Source organism: Mangrovibrevibacter kandeliae, assembly GCF_024519155.1.
Lineage (GTDB): Bacteria > Pseudomonadota > Alphaproteobacteria > Rhizobiales > Rhizobiaceae > Mangrovibrevibacter > Mangrovibrevibacter kandeliae.
On sequence record NZ_JANIFJ010000001.1, the window covers coordinates 599,088 to 623,307 of the forward strand.

Here is a 24,220-nt window from a genome sequence, read left to right on the forward strand (position 1 = left end):
TTCGCCAGCGGAACGACCGTCTAAAATCTGTTGATGTTTCCGAGACTTGTCTCCTAAGGGCTTGCACAGCCGAGCCGTTCCGGCGTCTCCTTGACCCGGTCCCTCCGTCCCCTCGTCAATGCTGCGCGCCCGTGATCCGTTTCCTGCACACCGCCGACTGGCAGATCGGCAAGCCGTTCGGCGGCTACGAGCCGGACCGGCGCGGCGAGCTGAAGGCCGAGCGCTTCCGCGCCGTGGAGCGGATCGCTGCCTTGGCCGCGTCGCGCGCCTGTGACGCGGTGCTCGTCGCCGGTGACGCCTTCGACGACAACCAGATCACGGACAGGGAGCTCAACCGGACGCTCGACGCGATGGCCGGTTTCCAAGGTCCGTGGATCCTGCTGCCGGGCAACCACGATGCCGCGCTCGGCGTCAGCGTCTGGACGCGGCTGCGCCAGCGCGCGACCGCCGCCGCCGCCATCCGTGTCGCCGACCGGCCGGAGCCCATCCTCCTGAAGGACGGCGAAGCCGCCGTGCTGCCGGCGCCGCTGACCCGGCGCCACGAGGGAGCCGATCTCACGGCATGGTTCGATGGCGCGCAGACGCCGTCGGCGGCGATCCGGATCGGTCTTGCCCACGGATCGGTGGCCAACAGGCTCCCGGAGAAGGCTGAGAGCGGCAACCCGATCGCCGACGATCGCGCCGACCGGGCGCGGCTCGACTATCTCGCGCTCGGCGACTGGCACGGCTTCGTCGAGATCGCCCCACGCACCTTCTATAGTGGCACGCCAGAACCGGACCGCTATCCCGCCAATCGCCCCGGCCACGTTGCGCTGGTGGAGATCGACGCACCGGGCGCCGCGCCGCGGGTCGAGCGTGTCGAGACCGGCCGCTTCGACTGGCGCCGGCTCGAGCTGCGCGTCGACGGCGGGATCGAGGCGGTGGGCGAAGCGTTGGGAGGGTTGCCGCGCCCGGGCGACACGCTGCTCGACCTCGTGCTCGCGGGCAGCCTGTCGCTGCGCGAGCGGGTTCGCCTAGACGAGGCGCTCGCGCATTGGGCGGCCCGGCTGTTCGATCTGCGGGTGGACGAGCGGGAGCTGTTCGATGCACCGGACGAGGAGGATCTCGACCGGATCGACATCGGCGGCTTCGTGCGGGCGGCGGTCGAGACGCTGCGGGCGAAGGCGGCCGATCCCGCCGATCCCGAACGCAAGGCCGCGGCGCTGGCGTTGCGCCTGGCCTATGCCGAGCATCGCCGTCTCGGCCAGGAGGGCGCCTGATGTATCTGCGCTCGCTGAAGCTCGTCGACTTCGCCGGCGTCGCGGCCACCGAGATGGAGTTGCTCGAGCCCGGCCTCAACGTCATCGTCGGCGACAACGAGGCCGGCAAGTCGACGCTTCTGACCGCGCTGCGAGCCGCCTTCTTCCAGAAGCACCGGGCGAGCGGCGAGACCGTTCGCGCGCTGGCGCCCTACAATCGGAGCGCACGGCCGGAGGTGGAGGTCGGCTTCGACCTCGCCGACACGCCCTACACGCTGCGCAAGACCTTCCTCCAGAAGCCGGAAGCCGAGCTCTCCTGGCCCGGCGGACGCCTCTCCGGCGATGCCGTGGAGGAACGCCTCGCCGAACTCTTCCGCTTCACCCACAGCGCCGCGCGCAAGCCGAAGGACGGCGACTTCGCCGGCGCCTTCGGCCTCCTCTGGGTCGAGCAGGGGCGCTCGACCGCCGGCCTCGACATCGGCGAGGGGCGCGACGCGGTGACGGCCTCGCTCGAGGGCGAGGTCGGCCGGATCCTCGGCGGCGACCGGGGCCGAGCGCTGATCGTCGCGGCCAAGACCCTGCAGGACCGCTTCTTCACCGACACCGGTCGGGAGGCGAAGAGTTCGCCGGTCAAGCTGGCGGAGCAGGAGATCGAAAGCCTCGGCGCCGAGCTCGGCACCCGGCGTCAGCTGAGGCAGGCCTTCGAGGACAAGCTGCAGCGGCTGGAGAGCCGCCGTGCGACGCTCGCTTCCTATGAGCGGGACGAGGCTTTGGCCAAGGCGGAGGCGGCCTTCGAGGCGGCCGAGGAGCAGTCGCGGCGCACCGCCGGGCTGGAGGCGCTGCGTCAGGACGCGGAACGGGACCTGCGCCATGTCGAGGCGATGCGCGAGGGCGCCGTGGAGCGGCTGCGTCGGCGCGATGCGCTGATCGCCGATGCAGCCAAGGCCGACGAGGCGATGCGGCGCATCGCCGAAGAGGCGGAGCTGCTAACGCGGGAGGCCCGGCTGCTCGCCGCGGCAGTGGCGGAGGCGGACGCGGCGCAGACAACGGCTCGGGCCGCGGCCGAGCGGGCGGAAGCCGCGGACGAGGCGGTGCGCGGCCGCAGCGATCGCGAGCGTCTTCACCGGTCGATCGAGACGCTGCAGCGGCGGCTCGCGGAGGCTTCGGCCGTGCGGGCAGCGCTGGGTCCGCTGCGCGCGGCCGAGACGGCCGCGCCCGTTCCGGACGGTGCCGCGATCAAGGCTCTCGAAGCTGCCGAGCGCAGACGCCGCGACGTCGCCGCTCGCCTGTCGGTGGCCGCGCCCGTGATCGGTTTCGAACCGGTGGATCCGGCACGGGTGCGCGACGCGGCGGGTGCGCCGGTGGATGTGACGGCGCCGCTCCGGGTCACCACCCGGACGGTGTTCGTGCTCGAAGGTTTCGGCCGGATCACCATCGAGCCCGGCGGCGACGCCGAGGCCCTGCGGCGCGAGAGCGAGGCGGCGGACCAGGATTTCGCGGCTCTGCTCGCTCGGTATCAGGTCGCCTCGCTCGACGATGCCCGCACCAGACTCGCCGCCGCGGCCGAGCGGCGCATCGAGATCGGCACGCTCGGCGCCCGACTGGAGGCGCTCCTGCCGGACGGCGAGGAGGCCACACGGAACGAGCTGGAGCGGTTGCGGGCGGAGATGCAGGCGATCGCGGCGGCGGGTGGGGGAGACGTGGCGCACGTCGCCGAGGATCCGGCCGCTGCCCGGGCGGCGCGGACGGCGGCGCGTCGGCGGCTGGATGAGGCGACGCAGGCGCTCGAGCGGGCGCGGCGGCGGGCGGCCGAGCAGGAGACCCGCAGGGCGGCGGTCGAGGCCGAGCGCCGGTACCGGAGCGAGGAGGCGTCCCGGCTCGATCGCGCGCGCGCCGAAGCCGAGGCCGAACGCAACCGGGCCGCCTTGTCGGCCGATCTCGGCGCGGCCGAGATGGATCGCGCGTCCAAGGCTGCGGTGGTCGAGCTGCGTCGGCAGGACCTCGCTGCGGCCGATCCCGAAGCGGTCGCTCTCACCTTGCGGGCCCGCCGCCAGGCGCTTGCAGAAATCCGCCGCACGCTCGCCGATCTGCGCGGCGAGGTGCAACGCCTGGAGGGCGAACTCGAAGGACAGGGCGCGAGCGCTGTCGGCGAGGAGATCGCGCGGCTGGAAGGCGAGCTCGAAGCCGGCGGGCGGCGGCTGGAGCGGCTGCGTCTGGAAGCCAACGCCTCCCGGCTTCTGTACGGCAGCCTCGTGGCCGCGCAGCGCGAGGCGAAGGAGCACTGGCTCGGTCCGATCAAGAGCCGCGTCGCGCCCTATCTCCGCCTGATCCATCCCGACACCGATGTCGAGTTCGACGAAACCACACTCGAGATCCGCGGGCTGCAGCGCGGCGGCGTCGAGGAGGACTTCCGGCGCCTGTCGGCCGGCGCGCGCGAACAGGTCGCGGTGGTGACGCGCCTGGCCCTCGCCGACGTGCTCAAGCGCGGCGGCCATCCTGCGGCGGTCATCCTCGACGACGCCCTGGTCAATACGGACGAGAAGCGGCTCGAGCGGATGCATCTGGTGCTGCAGAGGGCGGCGGAAGGCCTGCAGATCATCGTCCTGACCTGCCGTGAGCGGGACTTCCGCGGTCTCGGCGCTCCGATCTTCCGGCTTTGATTCGAGCGGCCGGCAAGTCTGCCTCACCAGCAAAAGTCCGGTTTTGTTAAGCTTCAGGTCAGCTTGATGAACAGACCGCTAATGAAAAAGTGGCATTCACGCAACAGGGGTGTGTTCAAAGCGTCCCATCCCCGCCGAACGCCCATTTGTGCGATTGCATCGGGGCGAGAGCTGAATAATGGTCACCTTGGAAAGAACGCGGGGCAAGTCGCTTCGGGCTTTCGAAGAGGGGATGGGGCAGGGAAGGCTGTCCTTCAAACAAGGCCCAACCCTAACCTATAAAATTGACTGGAGGTCAGGACCATGAACATCAAGAGCCTTCTTCTCGGCTCCGCTGCGGCTCTCGTCGCAGTTTCCGGCGCCCGCGCTGCTGACGCGGTCGTCATGGCCGAGCCGGAGCCGGTTGAGTACGTCCGCGTTTGCGACGTCTACGGCGCTGGCTTCTTCTACATCCCGGGCACCGAGACCTGCATGAAGATCGGCGGCTACGTCCGCTATCAGGTCGAGGCCGCGACGAACATCGACAACACGGACCTGCAGGACGATCCGGATGGCACGGGCGACTACCGTGTCAGCAGCCGCGTCCGCACCCGTCTGAACTTCGACGTTCGTGAAGAGACCGAGCTCGGCACCCTGCGCGCCTATGCCCGCGTCCAGGCGACCAACCGTTTCGGTGGCGACGCCAGCTACGTCATGCCGCAGGCCTACATCCAGCTCGGCGGCCTCACCATGGGCTACCTCGACTCGCTGTGGACCACCCGTGACGGCCTGCTGATCGACGAAGACTACGCGGTCGGCGACTACACCGCGAACCGCGCTTCGTACACCTTCACCTTCGGCGGCGGCTTCGATGCCACGATCTCGCTCGAAGACGATGGCTCGGGCGACTGGACCCCGGACGTCCTGGCTCAGCTCGGCTATGCCGGCGGCTGGGGTGAGGCTTACATCACCGGCGCCTACGACGAGCAGGTCGATGGCCTCTTCGGCACCGCTGACGACGACGACGGCTCCTTCGCTCTGAAGGCCGGCATCCTCCTCAAGGATCTCTTCGTCGCCGACTCGCAGTTCAAGGTTGAGGGCACCTATGCCTTCGATCCGAACGTCTACAACACCGATGACGGCCTCGGCACGTTCGACATCTCCGAGTTCGGCATCGAGAACCAGAGCTTCGACCCGCTCCCGCTCGAGTGGAGCATCGGTGCCGGCTACGCCCAGGGCTTCGGCCGCGTCGGCGTGGCGGTTGCCGCCCAGTACCTGAAGACCTTCGACTTCACGTACGCCGGCAGCAACACCGAGCTCGACATCTACCGCGGTGCGGTCGACGTCGGTTACGAGCTGACCAAGAACTTCGACGTCCTGGCCGAGGTTCGCTACACCTACCTGGACGGCGACCGCGCTGCCGGCGACTTCGACGCCGACCAGACCGCTGGCTTCCTCCGCTTCCAGCGCAACTTCTAATCGGATCACTCCGATCGGAAATCGGGGCCCGGCGCACAGCGCCGGGCCTTTTTGTTTGGGCCGGCCGCATGCGTCCGCCGTGGTTCGTGCGAATCCGGGCCTGGCGGCTGATCCAGTCCAATCGATCGTCGACGGCGGCGCTTCCTGTGACGGCTCCGCTGCGTCATCGCCGCCCCGATTTGCGTGTGAGGCGAAACCTTGTGACGGGGTGCGGCCGCGAGGTCCTTTTGCAGGCGAGTCGGACCCGCCCTCTCTCAAACGGAAGGCAGTCCGTCTGATTCTGCGGCTCACAGCACCCCTTCGACCCACGTCATATGCGGTGACGCCCAGCGGCTGACGGCTTGAATGTCGGCGACGCAAGTGACGGGGATCCGGCTCTCGGTGACCGATGGGATCCCGACGGCACAGTGCGGGTCTGTCAGCCTTCACGTGCGATGGCTGCCTCGTGACACCCGACCGCGTGGTGATGACCTGACGCCTCGCCTCTAGACCGTCCGGTGCCCGCGGTGCCCGGTGCGCGGCGCGACCCTACCGTCCCACAAATGCGCCGGACCGCCGCCGAGGTCGGCCGTGGCCGTCCGAGGAGAGCGACGATGCGCGAGCCGGGCCCGTGTCCGAACCGTGTGGCCGGGTTCGATGGCCTTTCGCAGGGAACGACCGCACAAAAAGAAAGGCCGGGCGTCTGCCCGGCCTCGAGGGGTATTGCGCCGGCGTCTCCTGCGCCGGCTGCGGGCGGTTCCGTCAGCTGCGGCGGCCGAAGCGCAGGTCCTGCTCGATGCTGAACGGCGCCCCGAGCCGGATCTTGTAGACCTGGTAGTTCTCCATCACCCGCTGCACGTAGTTGCGGGTCTCGGTGAAGGGGATCCGCTCGACCCAGTCCACCACCTCGTCGAGCGACTTGCCGCGCGGGTCGCCGAAGCGCTCCACCCATTCGCGCGCGCGGCGCGGACCGGCATTGTAGGCGATGAAGGTCAGGATGTAGGAGCCGTCGAAGTCGTCGATCTGCTGGCCGAGATAGTGGCTGCCGAGCGTGGCGTTGTAGCCGGGGTCGCTGGTCAGGCGGGCGAGCGAGTAGGGCATGCCCGCCTTGCTGGCGACGTTCTTGGCGGTGCCCGGCATCAGCTGCAGCAGTCCGAGCGCGCCCACCGGCGACCGGGCGCCGGGGTTGAACTCGCTCTCCTGGCGGGCGATCGCATAGGCGAGAGCCTTGCCGGCGGCCGAAATGCGGGCGTCGGCCGGAATGACGCCGATCGGGAAGGCGAGGGCAGGGGCGTCGACGCCGCGATACGCCGCCTGCTTGCCGACCTTCAGCGCCATGTAGTGGTTGTCGTTCTGCTCGGCCATCACCGCCAGCAGCGCGAGCTCACCCGGGCTGTCGAGCTCGTCGGCGAGGTCGCGGTAGATGATGTTGGCGCGGCTGTCGTAGTCGATGTCCTGCAGCCGCTTGATGGCGCGAACGGCCTCGCGCTGCTCGAAGCGTCGGCGCTCGGCATCGGTGGGCTTGGGATATTCGATGTCGCCCGGACGGGCCCCGAGGCGCGCGGCGGCGAGCTGGCCGTAATAGGTGGTGCCATAGGAGGCGGCGCGGCCGTAATAGCTGCGGGCGTTGCCCGGGCCGCCGGCCTCCGCGGCGCGGCCGAGCCAGTAATAGGCGCGGGAGGCCGACATCGGGCGCGAGGAGAACTCGGCGATCCGGGAGAAGTGCTTGGCGGCGGTCGACGGGTCGTTCAGGAAGCGCAGCGCGTACCAGCCGGCGTGGAACTCGGCCTCGGCGGCGTCGCTCGGCGTTTCGGCGCTGTGCGCCGCAGCGACCTTGTAGGCGAGCTTCGGCTCGCCCTGGTCGATGAGATCGCGCGAGATGATGCGGCGCTCGTTCCACCAGGCGTCCGGGTCGATCAGCGTCGTGCGGTCGCGCGGCGCCTTGAGCAGGATTGCGGCGGCGTCGTCGACATTGCCGACCTTGCGGGCGTATTCGACCTGCGCCAGCAGGTAGCCCGGGTCGGAGCGCTGTGCGGACGGAACGGCGGCCAGCAGCTGCGGCGTCGTCTTCTCGCCGCGGATCGCCGCGGCGCGGGCCGCAAACAGGGCTTCGGCGCCGGCCCGGCCGGCCGAGCGCTTGGCGTCGGCGACCCGGTCGCGATAGAGCAGCCAGTCCATGCGATACTTGTGGTCGGCGCGCGTCAGGAGCGTGCCGAACTGGTCGAGGATCTTGGCCTCCATCCCGCTGTCCAGCGTGTCGGTCCGCCAGACCTTCTGGATCAGCGCCTTGGCATGGCCGACGTCGCCGGCCTCGATCATCGCGCGGGCGAGAACCATGGCGCCCTCCGCGGTCTCGGGCTGGCTCTGGCCGAAGGCGGCGAGCACCGCGCGCGCCGGCGGCTGCTCGCGGTAGAGCGCGCGTTCGGAGTTGGCGCGCAGCGTCTTCATGCCCGGCCACGCGCGAAGTTCACTCGCCGTCTGCGCGATCTCGAAGGACGGCACGTCCTTGCCGCCGTGCAGCGCGACGGCCCAGGCGAGGATGTGCCGGTCGAGCGAACCCGGCAGCATGCCCTCGCGGATCGCCCGGGCCTTGTCGACGTCGCCGCGGGTCAGGGCATCCAGGCCGTCCTTCAGCTTGCCGTCGATCGGTCGGATGTCGGCGAGGCGGGCGGTCGAGGCCGTGATGGCGGCGGTGTAAGGGCTCGGCGTGGAGTCGACGGAGGGTGCCTTCGGCAGCAGCGGGTTCTGCGTCGGCACGGGACCGCCGAAGCGCGACGGGTCGATCTGCACGCCGCTGCCGGTGATGCCCGGCCGCAGGCGCGGCATCGGCCCGACCGGCGGCAGCATCGAGTCCGCGAGAGCCGCGGTGGCAAGGAGGCTCGAGAGGACGGCGCTGCCGATCGCACGGGTGAGGGTCGCTGCTGCTGCCATGGTGTCCTCTGGTCCAACCGTCGCGGCGCCGTGCCGTTCTGAACAGGTTTGGCGATGGTTGCCAAATCTCTCACGGGCGAGGTGAAGAAGTCGTAAAATACGATCCGTCTCGGCGGCCGCGACGCGCCCGGCGCGCGCCTCGGCTTGTTTCCGTTCGGACGCTTCACTATTGTGCCCAGCCAGTCGCCGGGAAAGCGGCCGTTTTCAGGGCGCGGTCACCGCAGCCGGTTTGCGGTCGCCGGGATGACGCCAGCGGACGATAAGCGATAACAGAGCCTTGGCCTCCGTGCGATGCCGAAAGGCCGGAGGAGTGCCGAGAAGCATGTTCAAGGGTTCGATGCCGGCGCTGGTGACGCCGTTTGCCGCGGACGGCTGCCTGGACGAAGCGGCGTTCCGCGCCTTTGCCGAGTGGCAGATCGGGGAGGGAAGCCACGGCCTCGTGCCGGTCGGAACCACCGGCGAGAGCCCCACCCTGACCCATGACGAGCACAAGCGCGTCGTCGAGCTCTGCGTGGAGGTCGCCCGCGGCCGCGTCCCGGTCATCGCGGGTGCCGGCTCGAACAACACCGCCGAGGCCGTCGACCTCGCCAGGTTCGCCGAACGAGCCGGTGCCGACGGGCTGCTCGTCGTCACGCCCTACTACAACAAGCCGAGCCAGCGCGGTCTCTACGAGCACTATGCGCGGATCGCGCAGGCGGTGAGCCTGCCGATCATCATCTACAACATCCCGCCGCGGTCGGTGATCGACATGATGCCGGAGACCATGGCACGGCTGGCGGCCGACTTCTCGAACATCGTCGGCGTCAAGGATGCGACCGCCAAGCTCGACCGCGTGTCCGAGCAGCGGCTGGCCTGCGGCCCCGACTTCATCCAGCTGTCCGGCGAGGATGCGACGGCGCTCGGCTTCATGGCGCAGGGCGGCCATGGCTGCATCTCGGTCACCGCCAACGTCGCGCCGCGGCTCTGCGCCGAGTTCCAGACCGCCTGCATGGGGCAGGACTATCGCGCTGCGCTGGAGCTGCAGGACCGGCTGATGCCGCTGCACAAGGCGATCTTCCTCGAGCCGAATCCGGCCGGGCCGAAATATGCGCTGTCGCGGCTCGGCAAGATGGGCGCGACGGTGCGCTCGCCGATGGTGCCCCTGGAGGCCGCGACGGAGGCGAAGATCGACGCCGCGCTCCGCCACGCCGGCCTTCTGAATTGAAGCAAGGTCGGCTCGGGCCTATCTCAAGGGGCCCGACGCCGCTCCCGCCGGCGCGCAGCAGCTGAAGATCGATGGCCAAATCCGCAAAACCGAAGTCGAACGTCGTCGCCGAGAACCGGCGCGCGCGCTTCAACTACGAGATCATCGACACGCTCGAGGCCGGGCTCGTGCTGACGGGCACCGAGGTCAAGTCGCTGCGCACCGGCAAGGCGACGATCGCCGAGTCCTATGCGACCGAGGAGGACGGCGAGATCTGGCTGATCAACTCCAACGTCCCGGAATACCTGCAGGCCAACCGCTTCAACCACACGCCGACGCGGCGCCGGAAGCTGCTCGTGCACAAGAAGCAGCTGAACCGGCTGGCCGGCGCCGTGCAGCGCGACGGCATGACGCTCGTGCCGCTGAAGATCTATTTCAACGACAGCGGCATCGCCAAGCTCGAGCTCGCGCTGGCGCGCGGCAAGAACGCACCGGACAAGCGCGAGACGATCAAGGAGCGCGACTGGAACCGGCAGAAGCAGCGGCTCCTCAAAGAGAGCCGCTGAAGCGGCTGGGTCACCGGCTCCGCCTATCGCGGGGTCTGCAGCCGTTCGGCGGCGCGGGCGAACACCGCCTCGAACATCGCGGTCGTCAGCACCCCGGTGTTGGTGTTGTAGCGCGAGCAGTGATAGCTGGCGATTAGCGAAAAGCCGGCGACCTCGTGTTCCGCGCCATGCCCGAAGGCCGCATCCTTGAGCCGGACGCCGAGGGCACGCAACGTCGAGTCATGCGCGATGCGGCCGAGCGTGACGATCACCTGCAGGTTCGCGAACGCGCGGATGTTCGGCGCGAGGAACTGGCGGCAGGTGTTGATCTCGGCTGGCGTCGGCTTGTTCTCCGGCGGCACGCACCGCACCGAATTGACGATCGCGGTCCCGTAGAGGGCCAGCCCGTCGTCGGGACGGGCGTCGAAGCGGCCATTGGCAAAGCCGAACTTGTGCAGCGTCGCGTAGAGGAGATCCCCGGCATAGTCGCCGGTGAAGGGGCGGCCGGTCCGGTTGGCGCCGCGCAGCCCCGGCGCCAGCCCGGCGATCAGCAGCCTTACGGCATCCGGGCCTTCCGCAGGCAGAAAGCTCTGCACCGGCGCATTGTGCCAGGCGGGCTCCTTTGTCCGCCAGCTCTCGCGGAAGTCGACCAGCCGCGGGCACAGCGGGCAGTCGCGATCGGGCTCGACCGGCAGCGCGGCGGGGGCCGCTGCGTCGGCACGCACGGTCATCGCCGGCACGCTCAGTAGTCGTCGTCCGCGTAGGCATCCTCGTCGGGTTCGGCCCGGCGGGCCAGTCGCGCTTCGCGTTCGGCCGGGTTGCGACCGATCTCGCCCTTCAGCGACTGCAGGTCGATGAAGTGGTCCGCCTGGCGGCGCAGATCGTCCGAGATCATCGGCGGCTGCGTGGCGAGGGTGGAGACCACCGACACCTTGCGGCCCTTGCGCTGCAGCGTCTCGACCAGATAGCGGAAGTCGCCGTCGCCCGAGAACAGGACGAAATGGTCGACCGTCTCGGCGAGCTGCATGGCATCCACCGCCAGCTCGATGTCCATGTTGCCCTTGATCTTGCGACGGCCGGTCTGATCGGTGAATTCCTTCGCGGGCTTGGTGACGATCCGGTAGCCGTTGTAGTCGAGCCAGTCGATCAGCGGGCGGATCGACGAATACTCCTGATCCTCGATCAGCGCGGTGTAGTAGTAGGCGCGCAGGAGATAGCCACGCTGCTGGAAGGCGGCGAGCATCTTCTTGTAGTCGATGTCGAAGCCGAGGCTGCGGGAGGTGGCGTAGAGGTTCGCCCCGTCGATGAAAAGTGCGATCTTCTCGCGTGCGTCGAACATTGAAATATCTTTCGCTGGGCAATCGGTCGAAGCGCAGTCGCGGTGCGCCGGGCTCAGGGCGAATCACTGCCGCCGAGCTGGAAGTCGGTCATGATTAGGAGCCGGGCGTCCTACTGCCAACTGATCAAAGGCTGCGGCCGGATCGGCCCCGGCTCGCGCCAAACGTTCATCAAAACCCGGGACTCGCGACGGGCGCCCTTGCTATGGTGCGCCGGACCCGTTAAGTCAGCCCCTTCACACGCCGAATTCGCTGTTTAGGAGGCTGGGGCATGGCCCGCGTCACCGTCGAAGATTGCGTCGACAAGGTCGAGAACCGGTTCGAACTGGTGCTTCTCGCCAGCCACCGTGCGCGACAAATTTCTCAAGGTCAACAGATCACCGTCGACCGCGACAACGACAAGAACCCCGTCGTTGCGCTGCGCGAGATCGCCGAACCGACGCTCACGCCGGACGATCTGAAGGAAGATCTGATCCACTCGCTGCAGAAGCACGTGGAGGTGGACGAGCCGGAGCCGCAGGCTCCGCCGGCTGCGCCGCTCACGCAGAACGAGGAGGCCGCGCCGGCCGCGAGCGCCGGGGCCGGCTCCGACGAGCCGGAGGACAACATCGCCTTCGATCGCATGTCGGAGGAGGATCTCCTGGCCGGCATCGAGGGCCTCATTCCGCCGGAAAAGAACGAAGACTACTGATCGCCGCTCTCCCGGCTTCCGGCTTGGCCGGGGGTGTAACTATATGAAGGGGTGTTGCGCTGCGGCGGAGCACCCCTTTTCTGTCGGAGGCGATCGCAGACCAGCATGATGCGCCAGTACGAACTCGTCGAACGCGTCGCGGCCTACAAGCCGGACCTCGACGAGGGGCTCCTCAACCGCGCCTATGTCTACGCCATGAAGAAGCATGGCTCGCAGATGCGCGCCAGCGGCGACCCGTACTTCTCCCATCCGCTCGAGGTCGCGGCGATCCTGACCGACATGCGCCTCGACGAGGCGACGATCGCCGTCGCCCTCCTGCACGACACGATCGAGGACACCGACGCCACCCGCAAGGAGATCGACCAGATCTTCGGGCAGAAGATCGGCCAGCTCGTCGAGGGCCTGACCAAGCTGAAGCGGCTCGATCTCGTGTCGAAGAAGGCCGAGCAGGCGGAGAACCTGCGCAAGCTGCTCCTCGCCATCGCCGACGACGTGCGTGTCCTCCTCGTCAAGCTCGCCGACCGGCTGCACAACATGCGCACGCTCGGGCCGATGCGGCCGGACAAGCGGGCCCGCATCGCCCAGGAGACGATGGACATCTACGCCCCGCTCGCCGGGCGCATGGGCATGCAGGGCATGCGCGAGGAACTGGAGAACCTCGCCTTCCGCCACATCAACCTCGAAGCCTACGAGACCATCACCGCCCGCCTCGCCGAGCTGCGCGAGCGCCATGCCGCCACCATCGCCCGGATCGAGACGGATCTCACCGAGAAGCTCGGCCAGAAGGGCATCGAAGCGAAAGTCACCAGCCGGCAGAAGAAGCCCTACTCGGTGTTCTCGAAGATGCAGCGCAAGGCGATCTCGCTCGAGCAGCTCTCCGACATCTTCGGCTTCCGCGTCATCGTCGGCGAGGAAGAGGACTGCTACCGCGCGCTTGGTATCGTCCATCGCAGCTGGCGCATGGTGCCCGGACGCTTCAAGGACTACATCTCGCTGCCCAAGCAGAACGACTACCGCTCGCTGCACACCACCATCGTCGGCCCGTCCCGCCAGCGCGTCGAGCTGCAGATCCGCACCCAGCCGATGCACGAGATCGCCGAATACGGCATCGCCGCGCATGCGGTCTACAAGGACGGCGCCGCGTCGGAGGCGCACGGGCTGTCGCGGGAATCCAACGCCTATGCCTGGCTGCGGCGCACGGTCGAGCAGCTCGCGGTCGGTGACAATCCGGAGGAATTTCTCGAGCACACCAAGCTCGAGCTGTTCCAGGACCAGGTCTTCTGCTTCACGCCGAAGGGGATGCTGATCGCGCTGCCGCGCGGAGCGACGCCGATCGACTTCGCCTATGCCGTTCACACCGACATCGGCGACACCTGCGTCGGCTGCAAGATCGACGGACGCATCATGCCGCTCGTCACCGAGCTCCACAACGGCGACGAGGTGGAGATCACCCGCTCCAAGGCCTCGACGCCGCAGCCCGCCTGGGAGAGCATCGCCGTCACCGGCAAGGCGCGCGCGGCGATCCGGCGCGCGACGCGGCTCGCCATCCGCCGGCAATATTCGGGGCTTGGCCAGCAGATCCTGGAGCGCAGCTTCGCCCGCTCCGGCAAGACCTTCAGCAAGGACAGCCTCAAGCCGCTGCTCGCCAAGCTCGGCCAGCGCGACGTCGAGGACGCGCTCGCCGCCGTCGGCCGCCAGGAGCTGTCGTCGATCGACGTCCTGCGCGCCGCGTTCCCGGACTTCCAGGACAGTCGTGCGACGAAGACGCCGCTGCGGGTGGACGAGGGCGGTTGGTTCAACCTGCCCTCGGCGGTCGGCATGGTGTTCCGCATGCCGGGGCAGGGCGAGTCCGCCGAGGGTCCGATCCTGCCGATCCGCGGCGCGCCGGGCGACCTGCCGGTCCGCATCGCGCCCGACGGGGCCGTGCCGGGCGATCGCATCGTCGGCATCCTGGAGCCGGGTCGCTGGATCACCATCTACCCGATCCAATCGCCGGCGCTCGCCGCCTACGAGGACGAGATGGAGCGCTGGATCGACGTGCGCTGGGATCTCGACGCGCAGATGAGCGCACGGTTTCCCGCTCGCGTCGCCGTGTCCGTCATCAACGAGCCCGGCTCGCTTGCGGAGGTGGCCGAGACGATCGCCGCCAACGACGCCAACATCCACGACCTCTCGATGCAGCGCACCGCGCCGGACGTCACCTCGATGGTCATCGACCTCGAGGTCTGGGACCTGCAGCACCTCAACCGAACCATCAACCAGCTCCGGATCAAGCCCTGCGTCTCCGACGTGACGCGCCTCAACGGCTGACCCGCAGACCGCCCGACGACAGAAGGACAGGCCGAATTCCATGACAAGCGACGACGTCATCGAGATCTTCCGCCGCGCCGGGGCCTATCTCGAAGGCCACTTCATCCTGACCTCCGGCCTGCGCAGCCCGGTCTTCCTGCAGAAGGCACGCGTCTTCATGCATGCGGATCTGACCGAGGCGCTGTGCCGCTCCCTGGCGGAGAAGATCGAGGCCCGCTTCGGCGACGACGTCGCCTATCTCGTCGGGCCGGCGGTCGGGGGCATCATCCCCGCCTACGAGACCTCCCGCCACCTCGATGCGCCGGCGATCTGGGTCGAGCGCGAGGGCGGCGAGTTCAAGCTTCGCCGCTTCGAGATCGAGCCGGGCGCACGGGTGGTCATCGTCGAAGACATCGTGACCACCGGCCTCTCCATCCGCGAGACGGTGGCCTGCATGCAGAAGCTCGGCGCCGAGGTGCTCGCGGCGGCCTGCATCATCGACCGCTCGGCGGGCAAGGCCGACGTGGGCGTGCCACTGATCGCGCTCGCCGAATACGAGGTCCCGGCCTATCCGGCCGACGCGCTGCCGCCCGAGCTTGCGGCGCTGCCGGCGGTCAAGCCCGGCAGCCGCAGCCTGTGACCGCTCGATGATCATCGGCATCGGCAGCGACCTCATCGACATCCGCCGTGTCGAGAAGACGCTGGAGCGGCATGGGGAGCGGTTCACCCACCGCGTCTTCACCGCGGTCGAGCGGTCGAAATCCGATCGACGGGCGCAGCGCGCCGCCTCCTACGCCAAGCGGTTCGCCGCCAAGGAGGCCTGCGCCAAGGCGCTCGGCACCGGGCTGGCGCGCGGCGTCTTCTGGCGCGACATGGGCGTCGTCAACCTGCCGGGCGGGGCGCCGACCATGGCGTTGACCGGCGGCGCCGCCGCGCGGCTGGCGGCGCTCCTGCCGCAGGGCCACGAGGGGCTGGTGCACGTGACCATCACCGACGACTTTCCGCTGGCCCAGGCCTTCGTCGTCATCGAGGCCCGGCCGAAGACCTGACCTGCGAAAACCATGGCGGGACGGTGTAGGACACGCCGCATTGCCCCGTATCTTGCGAGCGGCTAGAAGGCCGGACAATCCAGACAGGCGTCGCCTGACGCACACCGAAGGAACGATGATGGTCGATCAGGCCGAGCAGAAAGAGAAGGGCGGCTTCGGCGAAACCGTCAAGGTGGTGGTGCAGGCGCTGCTGCTCGCGCTGGTGATCCGCACCTTCCTGTTCCAGCCCTTCTCGATCCCATCGGGATCGATGATGCCGACGCTGCTGGTCGGCGACTACCTGTTCGTGACGAAGTGGAGCTACGGCTTCAGCAAGTACTCGTTCCCGTTGTCGCCCAACCTCTTTTCCGGCCGCATCCTCGCCTCCGAGCCGCAGCGCGGCGACGTCGTCGTCTTCCGCAAGCCGAACGAGGAGGACGTCGACTACATCAAGCGGCTGATCGGCCTGCCGGGCGACCACATCCAGGTGAAGGACGACATCCTCTACATCAACGGCAAGGCGGTGCCGCGCGAGGCGGCCGGCGACTACGTCGCCGACGACGGCACGCGCGTGCCACAGTTCCGCGAGACGCTGCCGAACGGAGTGTCCTACATCACGCTCGACCTCAGCACCCACTCGGCCGGCGACAACACCCGCGAGTTCGTGGTCCCGCCGGGCCACTACTTCATGATGGGCGACAACCGCGACAACTCGCTCGATAGCCGCTTCGACGTCGGCTACGTGCCGTTCGAGAACTTCGTCGGCAAGGCTCGGATGATCTTCTTCTCGATCGAGAACGATTCCTCGCCGCTCGAGGTCTGGAAGTGGCCGACCGAGCTGCGCCCGAGCCGCATCCTGACATGGCTCGGGTGAGGGCGCCCGATCGCCCGCTGGACGAGCTGGAAGAACGCATCGGCCAGCCGATCGTCGACAAGGATCGGCTGGAGCGGGCCCTGACCCATTCCAGCCTGCGCGGCGGGGCCGGCGAGAGCAATTACGAGCGGCTCGAGTTTCTCGGCGACCGGGTGCTCGGACTGGTCGTCGCCGAACGGCTGTTCGAGATGTTCCCGCGCGCGCAGGAGGGTGACCTCTCGCTGCGCTTCAACGCGCTCGTCAGTGCCGACGCCTGCGCGGTCACGGCCGACGCCATCGGCCTCGCCGACTTCATCCGCCACGGCGGCGACCTGAAGCGGGTGAAGGGCGTGCACACCAAGAACGTGCGGGCCGACGTGGTCGAGGCGCTGATCGCCGCCATCTATCTCGGCGAGGGCATGGAGGCCGCGCGCCGCTTCATCCTTCGCTTCTGGAAGGAGCGGCTCGCCGAGTCCGTCACCGCCCGGCGCGACCCGAAGACCGAGCTGCAGGAATGGGCGCACGCCAAGGCGGCCACGACGCCGCGCTACGTGATGGTGGATCGCGACGGGCCGGACCACGATCCGGTCTTCACCGTGCGGGCGACCATCGAGGGCGTCGAGCCGGCGGAGGGCAAAGGACGCTCGAAGCGTCTGGCGGAGCAGGCTGCGGCGACCCACATCCTCCGGCGTGAGGGCATCTGGAAAGAGGCAGAGTGAGCGACGAGATCGAAGACGACCGGAACCTGGAGGCGGACGCGCAGGCAGCGGTCCGGCCGGACGCGCCGGGGCCGGAAAGCGCAGCCGACGGGATCGGGCTGGGGAGCGGCACGCGGTCCGGCTTCGTGGCCCTCCTCGGCGCGCCCAATGCCGGCAAGTCGACGCTGGTCAACCAGCTCGTCGGCACCAAGGTCTCGATCGTCACCCACAAGGTGCAGACGACGCGCGCGCTGGTGCGCGGCATCGCCGTCCACGACGACGCGCAGATCGTCTTCGTCGACACGCCCGGCGTGTTCGAGCCGAAGCGCCGGCTCGACCGGGCAATGGTGCGCACCGCCTGGGGCGGCGCCAAGGACGCCGACATCGTGCTGCCGATCATCGATGCCGAGCGCGGCCTGACGGAGGACGTCGAGGCGATCCTGGAACGGCTGAAGGAAATCCGTCAGCCGAAGGTCCTGCTCCTCAACAAGGTCGACCGGATCAAGCGCGAGCGGCTGCTGGCGCTGACGAAGGAGATCACCGAGCGCGGCGTCGAGTTCGAGCGCGTCTTCATGATCTCGGCGCTCAACGGTTCTGGCTGCAAGGACCTGATGGACTATCTCGTGCGGGCGCTGCCCGAGGGGCCCTGGTACTACCCGGAGGATCAGATCTCCGACCTGCCGCTGCGCCAGCTCGCCGCCGAGATCACCCGCGAGAAGCTGTTCCTGCGCCTGCACCAGGAGCTGCCCTATTCGAGCCACGTCGAGACCGAAGGCTGGGAGCAGCGCAAGGACGGCTCGGCCAAGGTGCAGCAGGTGATCTACGTCGAGCGCGAGAGCCAGAAGAAGATCGTGATCGGCCACAAGGGTGAGACGATCCGGGCCATCGGCGAGGCGGCGCGCAAGGACATCACCGAGGCGGCCGACCAGAAGGTCCACCTGTTCCTGTTCGTGAAGGTGCGCGAGAACTGGGGCGACGACCCCGAGCGCTACCGCGAGATGGGGCTCGACTATTCGAGCTGAGGCGCTGCCCGGCGAAGCGAAGACGGCCTGAGCCATGGAGTGGCGTGAAGAGGCGATCATCCTCGGCGTGAAGCGCCATGGCGAGACGAGCGTCATCGCCGAGGTGATGACGCGCGAGCGCGGCCGCCATCTCGGCATCGTGCGCGGCGGGCGCTCGCGCCGGCAGCAGCCGGTGCTGCAGCCCGGCAACCAGGTGGAGGTCACCTGGCGCGCACGCCTGCACGAACACATGGGCGCCTTCACGCTGGAGCCGCTGGCCTTCCGGGCGGCGCGGCTGATGGAGACGGCGCTCGGCCTCAACGGCGTGCAGCTCCTCGCCGCGCATCTGCGCCTCCTGCCGGAGCGCGACCCGCATCCGCGCCTCTATGACGGGCTCGGCGTGATCCTCGACCATCTCGACGGCAAGGCCGGCGCGGCCGAGCTGATCCTGCGCTTCGAGATCGCGCTCCTCGAGGAGCTTGGCTACGGGCTCGACCTCGAGCGCTGCGCGGCCACCGGCAGACGGGAAGAACTAGTCTACGTCTCGCCGAAGACCGGCCGGGCGGTCAGCCGCGAAGCCGGCGCGCCCTGGGCCGACAAGCTGCTGCCGCTGCCGGGCTTTCTCGCGCCGCAGCCGGCCTGCGACGCGGATCCCGCCGCGCTCGCCGCCGGCTTCCGGCTGACCGGCTACTTCCTCGCGCGCCACGTCTGGGAGCCGCGCGGGATACCCGAGCCGGACGCCCGGTTCGGCGTGCTCGCGGCGCTGGCGCGGGGATGACCTATTCCGCCGGCATCATCGCCGGTCGCGCCACCGGCGCCTCGGCGATCGGCCAGTGGACGATGGCTGCGAAGAGCCCGAGCGCCACGCCGAGCCACCAGACGCCGTCGTAGGAGCCCGTCGTCTCGCGCAGATAGCCGCCGAGCCAGACGCCGAGAAACGAGCCGATCTGGTGCGAGAAGAAGACGAGGCCGCCGAGCAGGCCGAGATAGCGCGTGCCGAACATGATCGCGACGAGCGCGTTGGTCGGCGGCACGGTGGACAGCCAGAGCAGGCCCATCAGCACCGAGAAGACGACCACCGTCAGCGGCGAGGCCGGGACCAGCAGGAAGGCCGTCACCAGGATCGAGCGGCCGACATAGATCAGCGCCAGGAAATACGGCTTGGAATACCGCTGGCCGATGACCCCCGAGGCGATCGAGCCGATGACGTTGAAGAAGCCGATCAGCGCGATCGCCGTCACCGCCCAGACCGGCGCGATGCCGAGATCGGCGATGTAGGCCGGGAAGTGCGCGGTGATGAAGGCGACCTGGAAGCCGCAGACGAAGAAGCCGGAGGTGAGGAGGAGATAGCTCCTCGTGGCGAAGGCCTCGCGCAGCGCGGCGCCCATCGTCTGATCGAGTTCGGCCGCGACGGCACGGCCCGCGGTGCGGCCGTTGCCCTTCAGCACGAAGGCGAGCGCCGGGACGAGCAGCATGACCGCGGCGAGGATGACCAGCGAGTCCGACCAGCCGAAGCGCCCGATCAGACTCTGGCTGAGCGGGGCAAAGACGAACATGCCGAGCGAGCCCGCCGCCGTTCCGAGGCCGAAGACGAAGGAGCGCTGCTCCGCCGACACGCGCCGTGCGAAGGCGGCGAGCACGATGCCGAAGGAGCCGGCGGCGATGCCGAGCCCGACGAGGATGCCGGCGCCGATGGTCAGCCAGAGGGGCGATCCGGCCCAGGCGGTGATCAGGAGGCCCGCGGCATAGAGGAGCCCGGAGAGGATGAGCACGCGCGCCGTGCCCCAGCGGTCGGCGACGGCGCCGAAGATCGGCTGGCCGGCACCCCAGAGGAGGTTCTGGATCGCGATGGCGAAGGCGAAGCTCTCGCGACTCCAGTGCGTATCCGCCAGCATCGGCAGCTGGAAGAAGCCCATCGCCGAGCGCGGCCCGAAGGTCAGCATGGCGATGGCACAGCCGGCAAGGATCACGGACCAGGGAAAATCACGCGGTGCGGCGGGCGTGGCGGCGGTCACGAGGCGTCTCCTGACAGAATGACGCATCCGTTCTACGCCTCGGGCAGGATCAGGAATATCGATTTCGGCTGATGCGAGCGATCGCGAACGCTTATGGCTCTTCTGCCAAAACCTGCGCCGCTCAGGACCGACCCCGACTGTAAGGGTCCCGCCGGCGTGGTCGACGACGCGTCTCGAGGATCGCCGGCGCACCGGGGAAGACGATGGACCGTCCCGGCAGTCTCCAGGCGGACGGACACAGCTCTTCCGCCTCGCCGGCGCACACCGATATGGAGTCGCCGGCGGGCACCGGCAATCGCGCCTCAGATCGCGCTCGCGGTCGCGTCGGTCGTCTGCATCGCCGGCTCGCGCACGGCCGGCGGCCGGCCGGCGCCCCGCATGTACCAGAGCCCGATCACCGCCGCGCCGAGGCCGGCGAGGGCGCCGAGCCCGAGCGCCCAGCGCGGCCCGAAGCGGTCGGCGATCCAGCCGACCAGCGGCGAGCCCAGCGGCGTGCATCCCATCGCGATCGCGAGGCGGATCGCCATCACCCGGCCGCGCATCTCCGGCGCGCTCGACAGCTGCATCAGGCTGTTGGTGCCGTTGTTGAAGGTCAGCGCCGCGACGCCGATCACCATCAGCGCCAGAGCGAAGAAGAACTCGTTCGGCATCACCGCGGCCGCGGCGCAGCCGAAGCCGAACACCGTCGCCCCGCCGACGAGGTGGCGGAACCCGGTCTCCTCCCGGCCTGCCGCGAAGAGTGCGCCGGCGACCGTGCCGACGGCGAGCGCGGAGGTCAGGAGGCCGTAGCCCGAGGGACCGGTATGGAAGACCGTGGCGGCCATCGTCGAAATGAAGATCGGGAAGTTCAGCCCGAAGGTCGCGAAGACGAAGAGCATCACGCAGATCGCAGCGAGATCCGGGCGGCCCCAGACGTAGCGAAAGCCCTGCATCAGGCTGCCGCGGCCCCGCGACGCCCGCTTGCCCCGGTGCAGGAGATCGACCCGCAGGAAGAACAGCGAGATCAGCACTGCGGCGAAGGACACGCCGTTGATCAGGAAGGCCCACCCCGAGCCCACCCAGGCGATCACGACCCCGGCGACCGCCGGGCCGACCATGCGCGCGCCGTTGAAGCTCGTCGAGTTGAGGCCGACGGCGTTGACGAGGTCCTTTTCCTCGACGAGTTCGGAGACGAAGGAATGGCGGGCCGGCGCGTCGAAGGCGGCGGCGCAGCCGAGGAGAAAGGCGAAGACGTAGACCTGCCAGAGCTCGGCCTGGCCGCTGACGGTCAGGACGCCGAGTGCCGTCGCGAGCACGCCCATCACCGCCTGCGTCACCATCATCAGCTTGCGCTTGTCGAAATAGTCGGCGGCGAAACCGGTCAGCGGCAGGAGCAGAAGCTGCGGTCCGAACTGCAGCGACATCACGAGGCCGACGGCCGCCGCGTTGTGGTCGGTCAGTTCGGTCAGCACGAGCCAGTCCTGGGCCGTGCGCTGCATCCATGTGCCGATGTTCGACACCAGGGCGCCCGCCGCCCAGAGCCGGTAGTTCGGGTTGGCGAGCGAGCGGAAGGTGTTGCGGAAGACGGCGGCGGGCGAGCGTCGCGGGATGGAGCGCGCGGGCGACCCGCCGCGCGCACTCATGCGGCCGGCCGATCGAGAAGCGTGACGATCTCGTGCGTCGTGCCGGTCTCGCCGATGCGCGGGAAGATGCGCGTGACGCTGTTCTCGTGCGCCTCGAGGCTCATGTCGGTCATCGCGTCGACGGCATAGGTCACGTTGAAGCCGAGCTCCTGGGCGAAGCGTCCGGTCGATTCGACGCCGCCGGTGGTGGCGACGCCGGCGAGCACCACCTGCGTTACCGCCTCCTTCCGCAGAAAGGCTTCGAGCCCGGTGCCCGTGAAGGCACCCCAGGTGCGCTTGGTGATCCGGTGGTCCGTCGGCTCGAGGCCGAACCGTGGATCGAGCTCGGTCCAGTCGGCCGGCATCTGGTCGGCGCGGAAGCTGCGTTCGGCCCGGCCCGGAGGGGAGCCGGCGACGTTGACGACCACCACCGGCAGTCCCTTCTGGCGGAATGCCGCGGCAAGTCGGGAGGCATTGGCGGCGACGCGATCGGCCGGATGGGCCGTCGGCAGGCCGAGGATGCCCTTCTGCAGGTCGATGAGGATCAGTGCGGATCGGGGGTCGAGGGTGGAGAGCGTCATGACGATAGAACCTTTCTGCCCGTCGCGTTGCGCGTCGGACGTTCGGCCGCGACGGTGCCGTCGAGGGTTGGTGTTGCCGTGGGGTGGCGGGATCGGATCAGCTGTCGACGATGCGCTTCAGAAGCTCGACGGCTGCTGCGATCTGTGCCTGCTCGCTGGCCGAAAATTCCGCACCGAGGGTGCGGGCGAGCCAGTCCTTCCGGATTTCCCGGCCGCTGGTCAGCCGCGTTCGCGTGTCGTCGGTCAGGGACAGGAGGGTCTGCCGGCCGTCGGTCGGGTGCGGTGCGCCCTCGACCATGCCAAGCGCCTGAAGCGCCGCAATCAGCCCGCTCATCGACTGCGGGCGCATGTTCTCCGCCCGGGCCAGCTCACTGACCGTCGCCGGACCGTCGCTCTCCAGCCGCCGCATCACGGCAAACTGCGAAGGTGTCAGGTCGCCGGCCGTCGCCTCTTCGCGCAGGCGACGGCGCAGGCGGCCGACCAGTCCGTGGAGTTCGGCGGCAAGGGCTGTGAGGGAAGCATCGTCGGCAACGCGGGTCATGTCGCCTAGATAGGAGATATGAAGCTAAACTGCAAAGATTGACTGTTCAGATAACCTGCGGCATTGCGTCACTGGTCTGCAGGCGACCGGACGGGGCGTCTTGCCCGTCCAAGCGCCTCGCGCCGCTCGCTGGAGAGGCGTAGAAGCGGCGGTTCCCGTTGCGTCGAGGCTCCGTCCCGTGTCGTCCTTCGTCCCGTCCTGGCTCCTGCCGATCCTGCTCCTGACCTGCTCCAACGTGTTCATGACCTTTGCCTGGTACGGTCACTTGAAGTTCGAGAACCGACCGCTCTGGCTGGTCGTCGTCGCGAGCTGGTCGATCGCCTTCTTCGAGTACTGTCTGGCCGTGCCGGCGAACCGTTACGGTGTGCGGGTCTACGACCCGGCCGAGCTGAAGGTGATGCAGGAGGTGATCACGCTGGTCGTCTTCGCCGTGTTCTCGACGACCTATCTCGGCGAACGCCTGACGCTCAACCACGGCATCGGCTTCGCCTTCATCTGCCTCGGCGTGTTCTTCGTCTTCAAGGGTCCGTTCGGATCCTAGAGCACGTCCGGTGAATACCGGACCGCTCTGCCGGAGGGCATTCGATTCGAGATCGAGGGGCCGGGCAAGGTCGTAGTGGGGCTACGACCGCAGACCAGGGCCGATGATATCGGGCCGAATGCACCCGGCCCTTCGGGTTTGCGGTCGCCGGGCGCCCGCTTTGTCGGCCCGCCTCGGCCGTAGCCCCGCTACGACCTTCGTCAGCCTTCGCGCGGTCCACCTCGGCGAGCCGTCAAACAGAGCGATCCAGTATTCACCGGACGTGCTCTAGGCCCTGCGGCCGGCTGATCCGCGAGCGGGGGCCTTAGACTTGGCGAGACCGTTGCTGCTTGTTGACCGGAAATGCCTGCAGCTGTGACGCGCGAAGCGGTTCGTATTGGCCGATGTCGCACAGTTCCGGCCAATCCCGCACCGCAAGGATCTGTGCGTCGACTTCGATAACGCCGTCCTGGCGCAGGAGCCGCATCGCGATCTCGACGTCCTCCTCGGCACTGTCGGTCGCCGATGCCAGATCATCCAGACCGAGCGGCAGACTGCACACGTCGCGATCGGCGAAGGTGGTGCCGCGCGTCCGGTCGAAGATCTCGCACAGGACATGCGCCACGCGCCGCGTCGGCGTGCGTTGCCGGGCGTTCAGCACCCACGCCTCGCGGCGCCCGAGTTCGGCCGCCGCCGATCGGCAGGTTGTCCAGGTCAGGAACGGATCGAGGATCATCAGCGCCTGAACCGCTTCGATCCGATCGCTGGCGATCTCGCAATCCGTCAAGGCTTCGACGCGATGCAGAGAGGGCTCCGAGAAGAGGACGGAGAAGTCGCAGACGTCGCCCGGAACGAGGATCGCGGTGATCTGCCGCGCGCCATTCTCCCGGATCCGCGTGCGCGCAGCCAGTCCAGCAGTCAGCACGCTGAACGTGTCCCTTCGGCTTCCGCTGTCGAGGATGGTGCCGCCCCGCCGGACTTCCAGGCTACGCTGCGAAAGAGAAGTGATCATTGCCGGGCGCCAATGCTGTCTCGTGTGGAAAGGCGTTCTATCGTCTCATTTGATTATCT

General features: G+C 68.7%; 22 protein-coding genes. 14 read left to right on the forward strand and 8 right to left on the reverse strand.

What is annotated here, in order from left to right; genetic code table 11:
* Positions 1-131: 131 nt before the first annotated feature.
* From NPA30_RS02850 to NPA30_RS02860, 3 genes are all read left to right on the forward strand, one after another.
* On the forward strand, positions 132-1,259 hold the full coding sequence (locus tag NPA30_RS02850; protein ID WP_256800820.1) for a metallophosphoesterase family protein: 1,128 nt from the start codon (positions 132-134) through the stop codon (positions 1,257-1,259).
* Complete coding sequence (locus NPA30_RS02855) at positions 1,259-3,898, forward strand: AAA family ATPase (RefSeq protein WP_256800821.1); 2,640 nt, start codon at positions 1,259-1,261, stop codon at positions 3,896-3,898. Before NPA30_RS02850 ends, NPA30_RS02855 begins: the two co-directional genes overlap by 1 nt.
* A gap of 303 nt (positions 3,899-4,201) precedes the next feature.
* Positions 4,202-5,356 (forward strand): porin, encoded by a 1,155-nt coding sequence (locus NPA30_RS02860; protein WP_256800822.1) that lies wholly within the window; start codon positions 4,202-4,204, stop codon positions 5,354-5,356.
* Positions 5,357-6,097: 741 nt separating this feature from the next.
* On the opposite strand, the gene NPA30_RS02865 is transcribed toward NPA30_RS02860, so the two are convergent.
* Positions 6,098-8,266, reverse strand: a complete 2,169-nt coding sequence (locus NPA30_RS02865) for a lytic transglycosylase domain-containing protein (RefSeq protein ID WP_256800823.1) — start codon at positions 8,264-8,266, stop codon at positions 6,098-6,100.
* Between the two features lie 322 nt (positions 8,267-8,588).
* Here NPA30_RS02865 and dapA point away from each other — a divergent pair, with 322 nt between their 5' ends.
* Positions 8,589-9,470 carry a 4-hydroxy-tetrahydrodipicolinate synthase gene (dapA, locus tag NPA30_RS02870; RefSeq protein ID WP_256800824.1) on the forward strand — a complete coding sequence of 294 codons (882 nt, stop codon included), beginning with the start codon at positions 8,589-8,591 and terminating at the stop codon, positions 9,468-9,470.
* 71 nt (positions 9,471-9,541) lie between these two features.
* A complete protein-coding gene (gene smpB / locus NPA30_RS02875; protein WP_256800825.1) occupies positions 9,542-10,015 on the forward strand; it encodes an SsrA-binding protein SmpB in 474 nt (157 codons plus the stop codon).
* A gap of 23 nt (positions 10,016-10,038) precedes the next feature.
* Here smpB and NPA30_RS02880 read toward each other — a convergent pair whose 3' ends face one another.
* Both NPA30_RS02880 and NPA30_RS02885 read right to left on the reverse strand, forming a co-directional pair.
* Complete coding sequence (locus NPA30_RS02880; RefSeq protein WP_256800826.1) at positions 10,039-10,725, reverse strand: uracil-DNA glycosylase; 687 nt, start codon at positions 10,723-10,725, stop codon at positions 10,039-10,041.
* A gap of 11 nt (positions 10,726-10,736) precedes the next feature.
* Positions 10,737-11,333: a LabA-like NYN domain-containing protein gene (locus NPA30_RS02885; protein ID WP_256800827.1), complete on the reverse strand. Its 597-nt coding sequence runs from the start codon at positions 11,331-11,333 to the stop codon at positions 10,737-10,739.
* 269 nt (positions 11,334-11,602) lie between these two features.
* Here NPA30_RS02885 and rpoZ point away from each other — a divergent pair, with 269 nt between their 5' ends.
* The 8 genes from rpoZ (at position 11,603) to recO (ending at position 18,669) form a co-directional block, all read left to right on the forward strand.
* The gene (gene rpoZ / locus NPA30_RS02890; protein ID WP_256800829.1) at positions 11,603-12,022 is read left to right on the forward strand and encodes a DNA-directed RNA polymerase subunit omega; all 420 of its coding nucleotides are present in this window, start codon (positions 11,603-11,605) and stop codon (positions 12,020-12,022) included.
* A gap of 105 nt (positions 12,023-12,127) precedes the next feature.
* On the forward strand, positions 12,128-14,332 hold the full coding sequence (locus NPA30_RS02895) for a RelA/SpoT family protein (RefSeq protein WP_256800830.1): 2,205 nt from the start codon (positions 12,128-12,130) through the stop codon (positions 14,330-14,332).
* Between the two features lie 40 nt (positions 14,333-14,372).
* The gene (gene pyrE / locus NPA30_RS02900; RefSeq protein ID WP_256800831.1) at positions 14,373-14,951 is read left to right on the forward strand and encodes an orotate phosphoribosyltransferase; all 579 of its coding nucleotides are present in this window, start codon (positions 14,373-14,375) and stop codon (positions 14,949-14,951) included.
* A gap of 7 nt (positions 14,952-14,958) precedes the next feature.
* Positions 14,959-15,360, forward strand: a complete 402-nt coding sequence (gene acpS / locus NPA30_RS02905) for a holo-ACP synthase (protein WP_256800832.1) — start codon at positions 14,959-14,961, stop codon at positions 15,358-15,360.
* Between the two features lie 118 nt (positions 15,361-15,478).
* The gene (gene lepB, locus NPA30_RS02910) at positions 15,479-16,213 is read left to right on the forward strand and encodes a signal peptidase I (RefSeq protein WP_256801546.1); all 735 of its coding nucleotides are present in this window, start codon (positions 15,479-15,481) and stop codon (positions 16,211-16,213) included.
* Positions 16,201-16,911, forward strand: a complete 711-nt coding sequence (gene rnc, locus NPA30_RS02915) for a ribonuclease III (RefSeq protein WP_256800833.1) — start codon at positions 16,201-16,203, stop codon at positions 16,909-16,911. The genes lepB and rnc overlap by 13 nt, the downstream gene beginning before the upstream one ends.
* A 92-nt stretch (positions 16,912-17,003) precedes the next feature.
* The gene (era, locus tag NPA30_RS02920) at positions 17,004-17,912 is read left to right on the forward strand and encodes a GTPase Era (RefSeq protein ID WP_256801547.1); all 909 of its coding nucleotides are present in this window, start codon (positions 17,004-17,006) and stop codon (positions 17,910-17,912) included.
* Positions 17,913-17,946: 34 nt separating this feature from the next.
* A complete protein-coding gene (gene recO / locus NPA30_RS02925; protein WP_256800834.1) occupies positions 17,947-18,669 on the forward strand; it encodes a DNA repair protein RecO in 723 nt (240 codons plus the stop codon).
* A gap of 1 nt (position 18,670) precedes the next feature.
* Here the strand turns inward: recO and NPA30_RS02930 are convergent, their stop codons facing one another.
* From NPA30_RS02930 to NPA30_RS02945, 4 genes are all read right to left on the reverse strand, one after another.
* Positions 18,671-19,906: an MFS transporter gene (locus NPA30_RS02930; protein ID WP_256800836.1), complete on the reverse strand. Its 1,236-nt coding sequence runs from the start codon at positions 19,904-19,906 to the stop codon at positions 18,671-18,673.
* Between the two features lie 302 nt (positions 19,907-20,208).
* Positions 20,209-21,528: an MFS transporter gene (locus NPA30_RS02935; protein ID WP_256800837.1), complete on the reverse strand. Its 1,320-nt coding sequence runs from the start codon at positions 21,526-21,528 to the stop codon at positions 20,209-20,211.
* Entirely contained in the window at positions 21,525-22,088 is a 564-nt protein-coding gene (locus NPA30_RS02940) for an isochorismatase family protein (RefSeq protein WP_256800838.1), read from the reverse strand. Before NPA30_RS02940 ends, NPA30_RS02935 begins: the two co-directional genes overlap by 4 nt.
* Positions 22,089-22,185: 97 nt before the next feature.
* Positions 22,186-22,629, reverse strand: a complete 444-nt coding sequence (locus NPA30_RS02945) for a MarR family winged helix-turn-helix transcriptional regulator (protein ID WP_256800839.1) — start codon at positions 22,627-22,629, stop codon at positions 22,186-22,188.
* 178 nt (positions 22,630-22,807) lie between these two features.
* On the opposite strand from NPA30_RS02945, the gene NPA30_RS02950 reads away from it, so the two are divergent.
* Positions 22,808-23,170, forward strand: coding sequence for a DMT family protein (locus NPA30_RS02950; protein WP_256800840.1), 363 nt, complete (start codon positions 22,808-22,810; stop codon positions 23,168-23,170).
* A gap of 304 nt (positions 23,171-23,474) precedes the next feature.
* On the opposite strand, the gene NPA30_RS02955 is transcribed toward NPA30_RS02950, so the two are convergent.
* Positions 23,475-24,161 carry a Crp/Fnr family transcriptional regulator gene (locus NPA30_RS02955; RefSeq protein WP_256800841.1) on the reverse strand — a complete coding sequence of 229 codons (687 nt, stop codon included), beginning with the start codon at positions 24,159-24,161 and terminating at the stop codon, positions 23,475-23,477.
* Between the last annotated feature and the right edge of the window lie 59 nt (positions 24,162-24,220).

Excerpts from the sequence above, each read along its gene's own strand:
- NPA30_RS02855 (WP_256800821.1), top strand. The coding sequence starts at position 1,259 with ATGTATCTGCGCTCGCTGAAGCTCGTCGACTTCGCCGGCGTCGCGGCC.
- NPA30_RS02860 (WP_256800822.1), top strand. The coding sequence starts at position 4,202 with ATGAACATCAAGAGCCTTCTTCTCGGCTCCGCTGCGGCTCTCGTCGCA.
- NPA30_RS02865 (WP_256800823.1), bottom strand. The coding sequence starts at position 8,266 with ATGGCAGCAGCAGCGACCCTCACCCGTGCGATCGGCAGCGCCGTCCTC.
- dapA (WP_256800824.1), top strand. The coding sequence starts at position 8,589 with ATGTTCAAGGGTTCGATGCCGGCGCTGGTGACGCCGTTTGCCGCGGAC.
- smpB (WP_256800825.1), top strand. The coding sequence starts at position 9,542 with ATGGCCAAATCCGCAAAACCGAAGTCGAACGTCGTCGCCGAGAACCGG.
- NPA30_RS02880 (WP_256800826.1), bottom strand. The coding sequence starts at position 10,725 with ATGACCGTGCGTGCCGACGCAGCGGCCCCCGCCGCGCTGCCGGTCGAG.
- NPA30_RS02885 (WP_256800827.1), bottom strand. The coding sequence starts at position 11,333 with ATGTTCGACGCACGCGAGAAGATCGCACTTTTCATCGACGGGGCGAAC.
- rpoZ (WP_256800829.1), top strand. The coding sequence starts at position 11,603 with ATGGCCCGCGTCACCGTCGAAGATTGCGTCGACAAGGTCGAGAACCGG.
- NPA30_RS02895 (WP_256800830.1), top strand. The coding sequence starts at position 12,128 with ATGATGCGCCAGTACGAACTCGTCGAACGCGTCGCGGCCTACAAGCCG.
- pyrE (WP_256800831.1), top strand. The coding sequence starts at position 14,373 with ATGACAAGCGACGACGTCATCGAGATCTTCCGCCGCGCCGGGGCCTAT.
- acpS (WP_256800832.1), top strand. The coding sequence starts at position 14,959 with ATGATCATCGGCATCGGCAGCGACCTCATCGACATCCGCCGTGTCGAG.
- lepB (WP_256801546.1), top strand. The coding sequence starts at position 15,479 with ATGGTCGATCAGGCCGAGCAGAAAGAGAAGGGCGGCTTCGGCGAAACC.
- rnc (WP_256800833.1), top strand. The coding sequence starts at position 16,201 with ATGGCTCGGGTGAGGGCGCCCGATCGCCCGCTGGACGAGCTGGAAGAA.
- recO (WP_256800834.1), top strand. The coding sequence starts at position 17,947 with ATGGAGTGGCGTGAAGAGGCGATCATCCTCGGCGTGAAGCGCCATGGC.
- NPA30_RS02935 (WP_256800837.1), bottom strand. The coding sequence starts at position 21,528 with ATGAGTGCGCGCGGCGGGTCGCCCGCGCGCTCCATCCCGCGACGCTCG.
- NPA30_RS02940 (WP_256800838.1), bottom strand. The coding sequence starts at position 22,088 with ATGACGCTCTCCACCCTCGACCCCCGATCCGCACTGATCCTCATCGAC.
- NPA30_RS02945 (WP_256800839.1), bottom strand. The coding sequence starts at position 22,629 with ATGACCCGCGTTGCCGACGATGCTTCCCTCACAGCCCTTGCCGCCGAA.
- NPA30_RS02955 (WP_256800841.1), bottom strand. The coding sequence starts at position 24,161 with ATGATCACTTCTCTTTCGCAGCGTAGCCTGGAAGTCCGGCGGGGCGGC.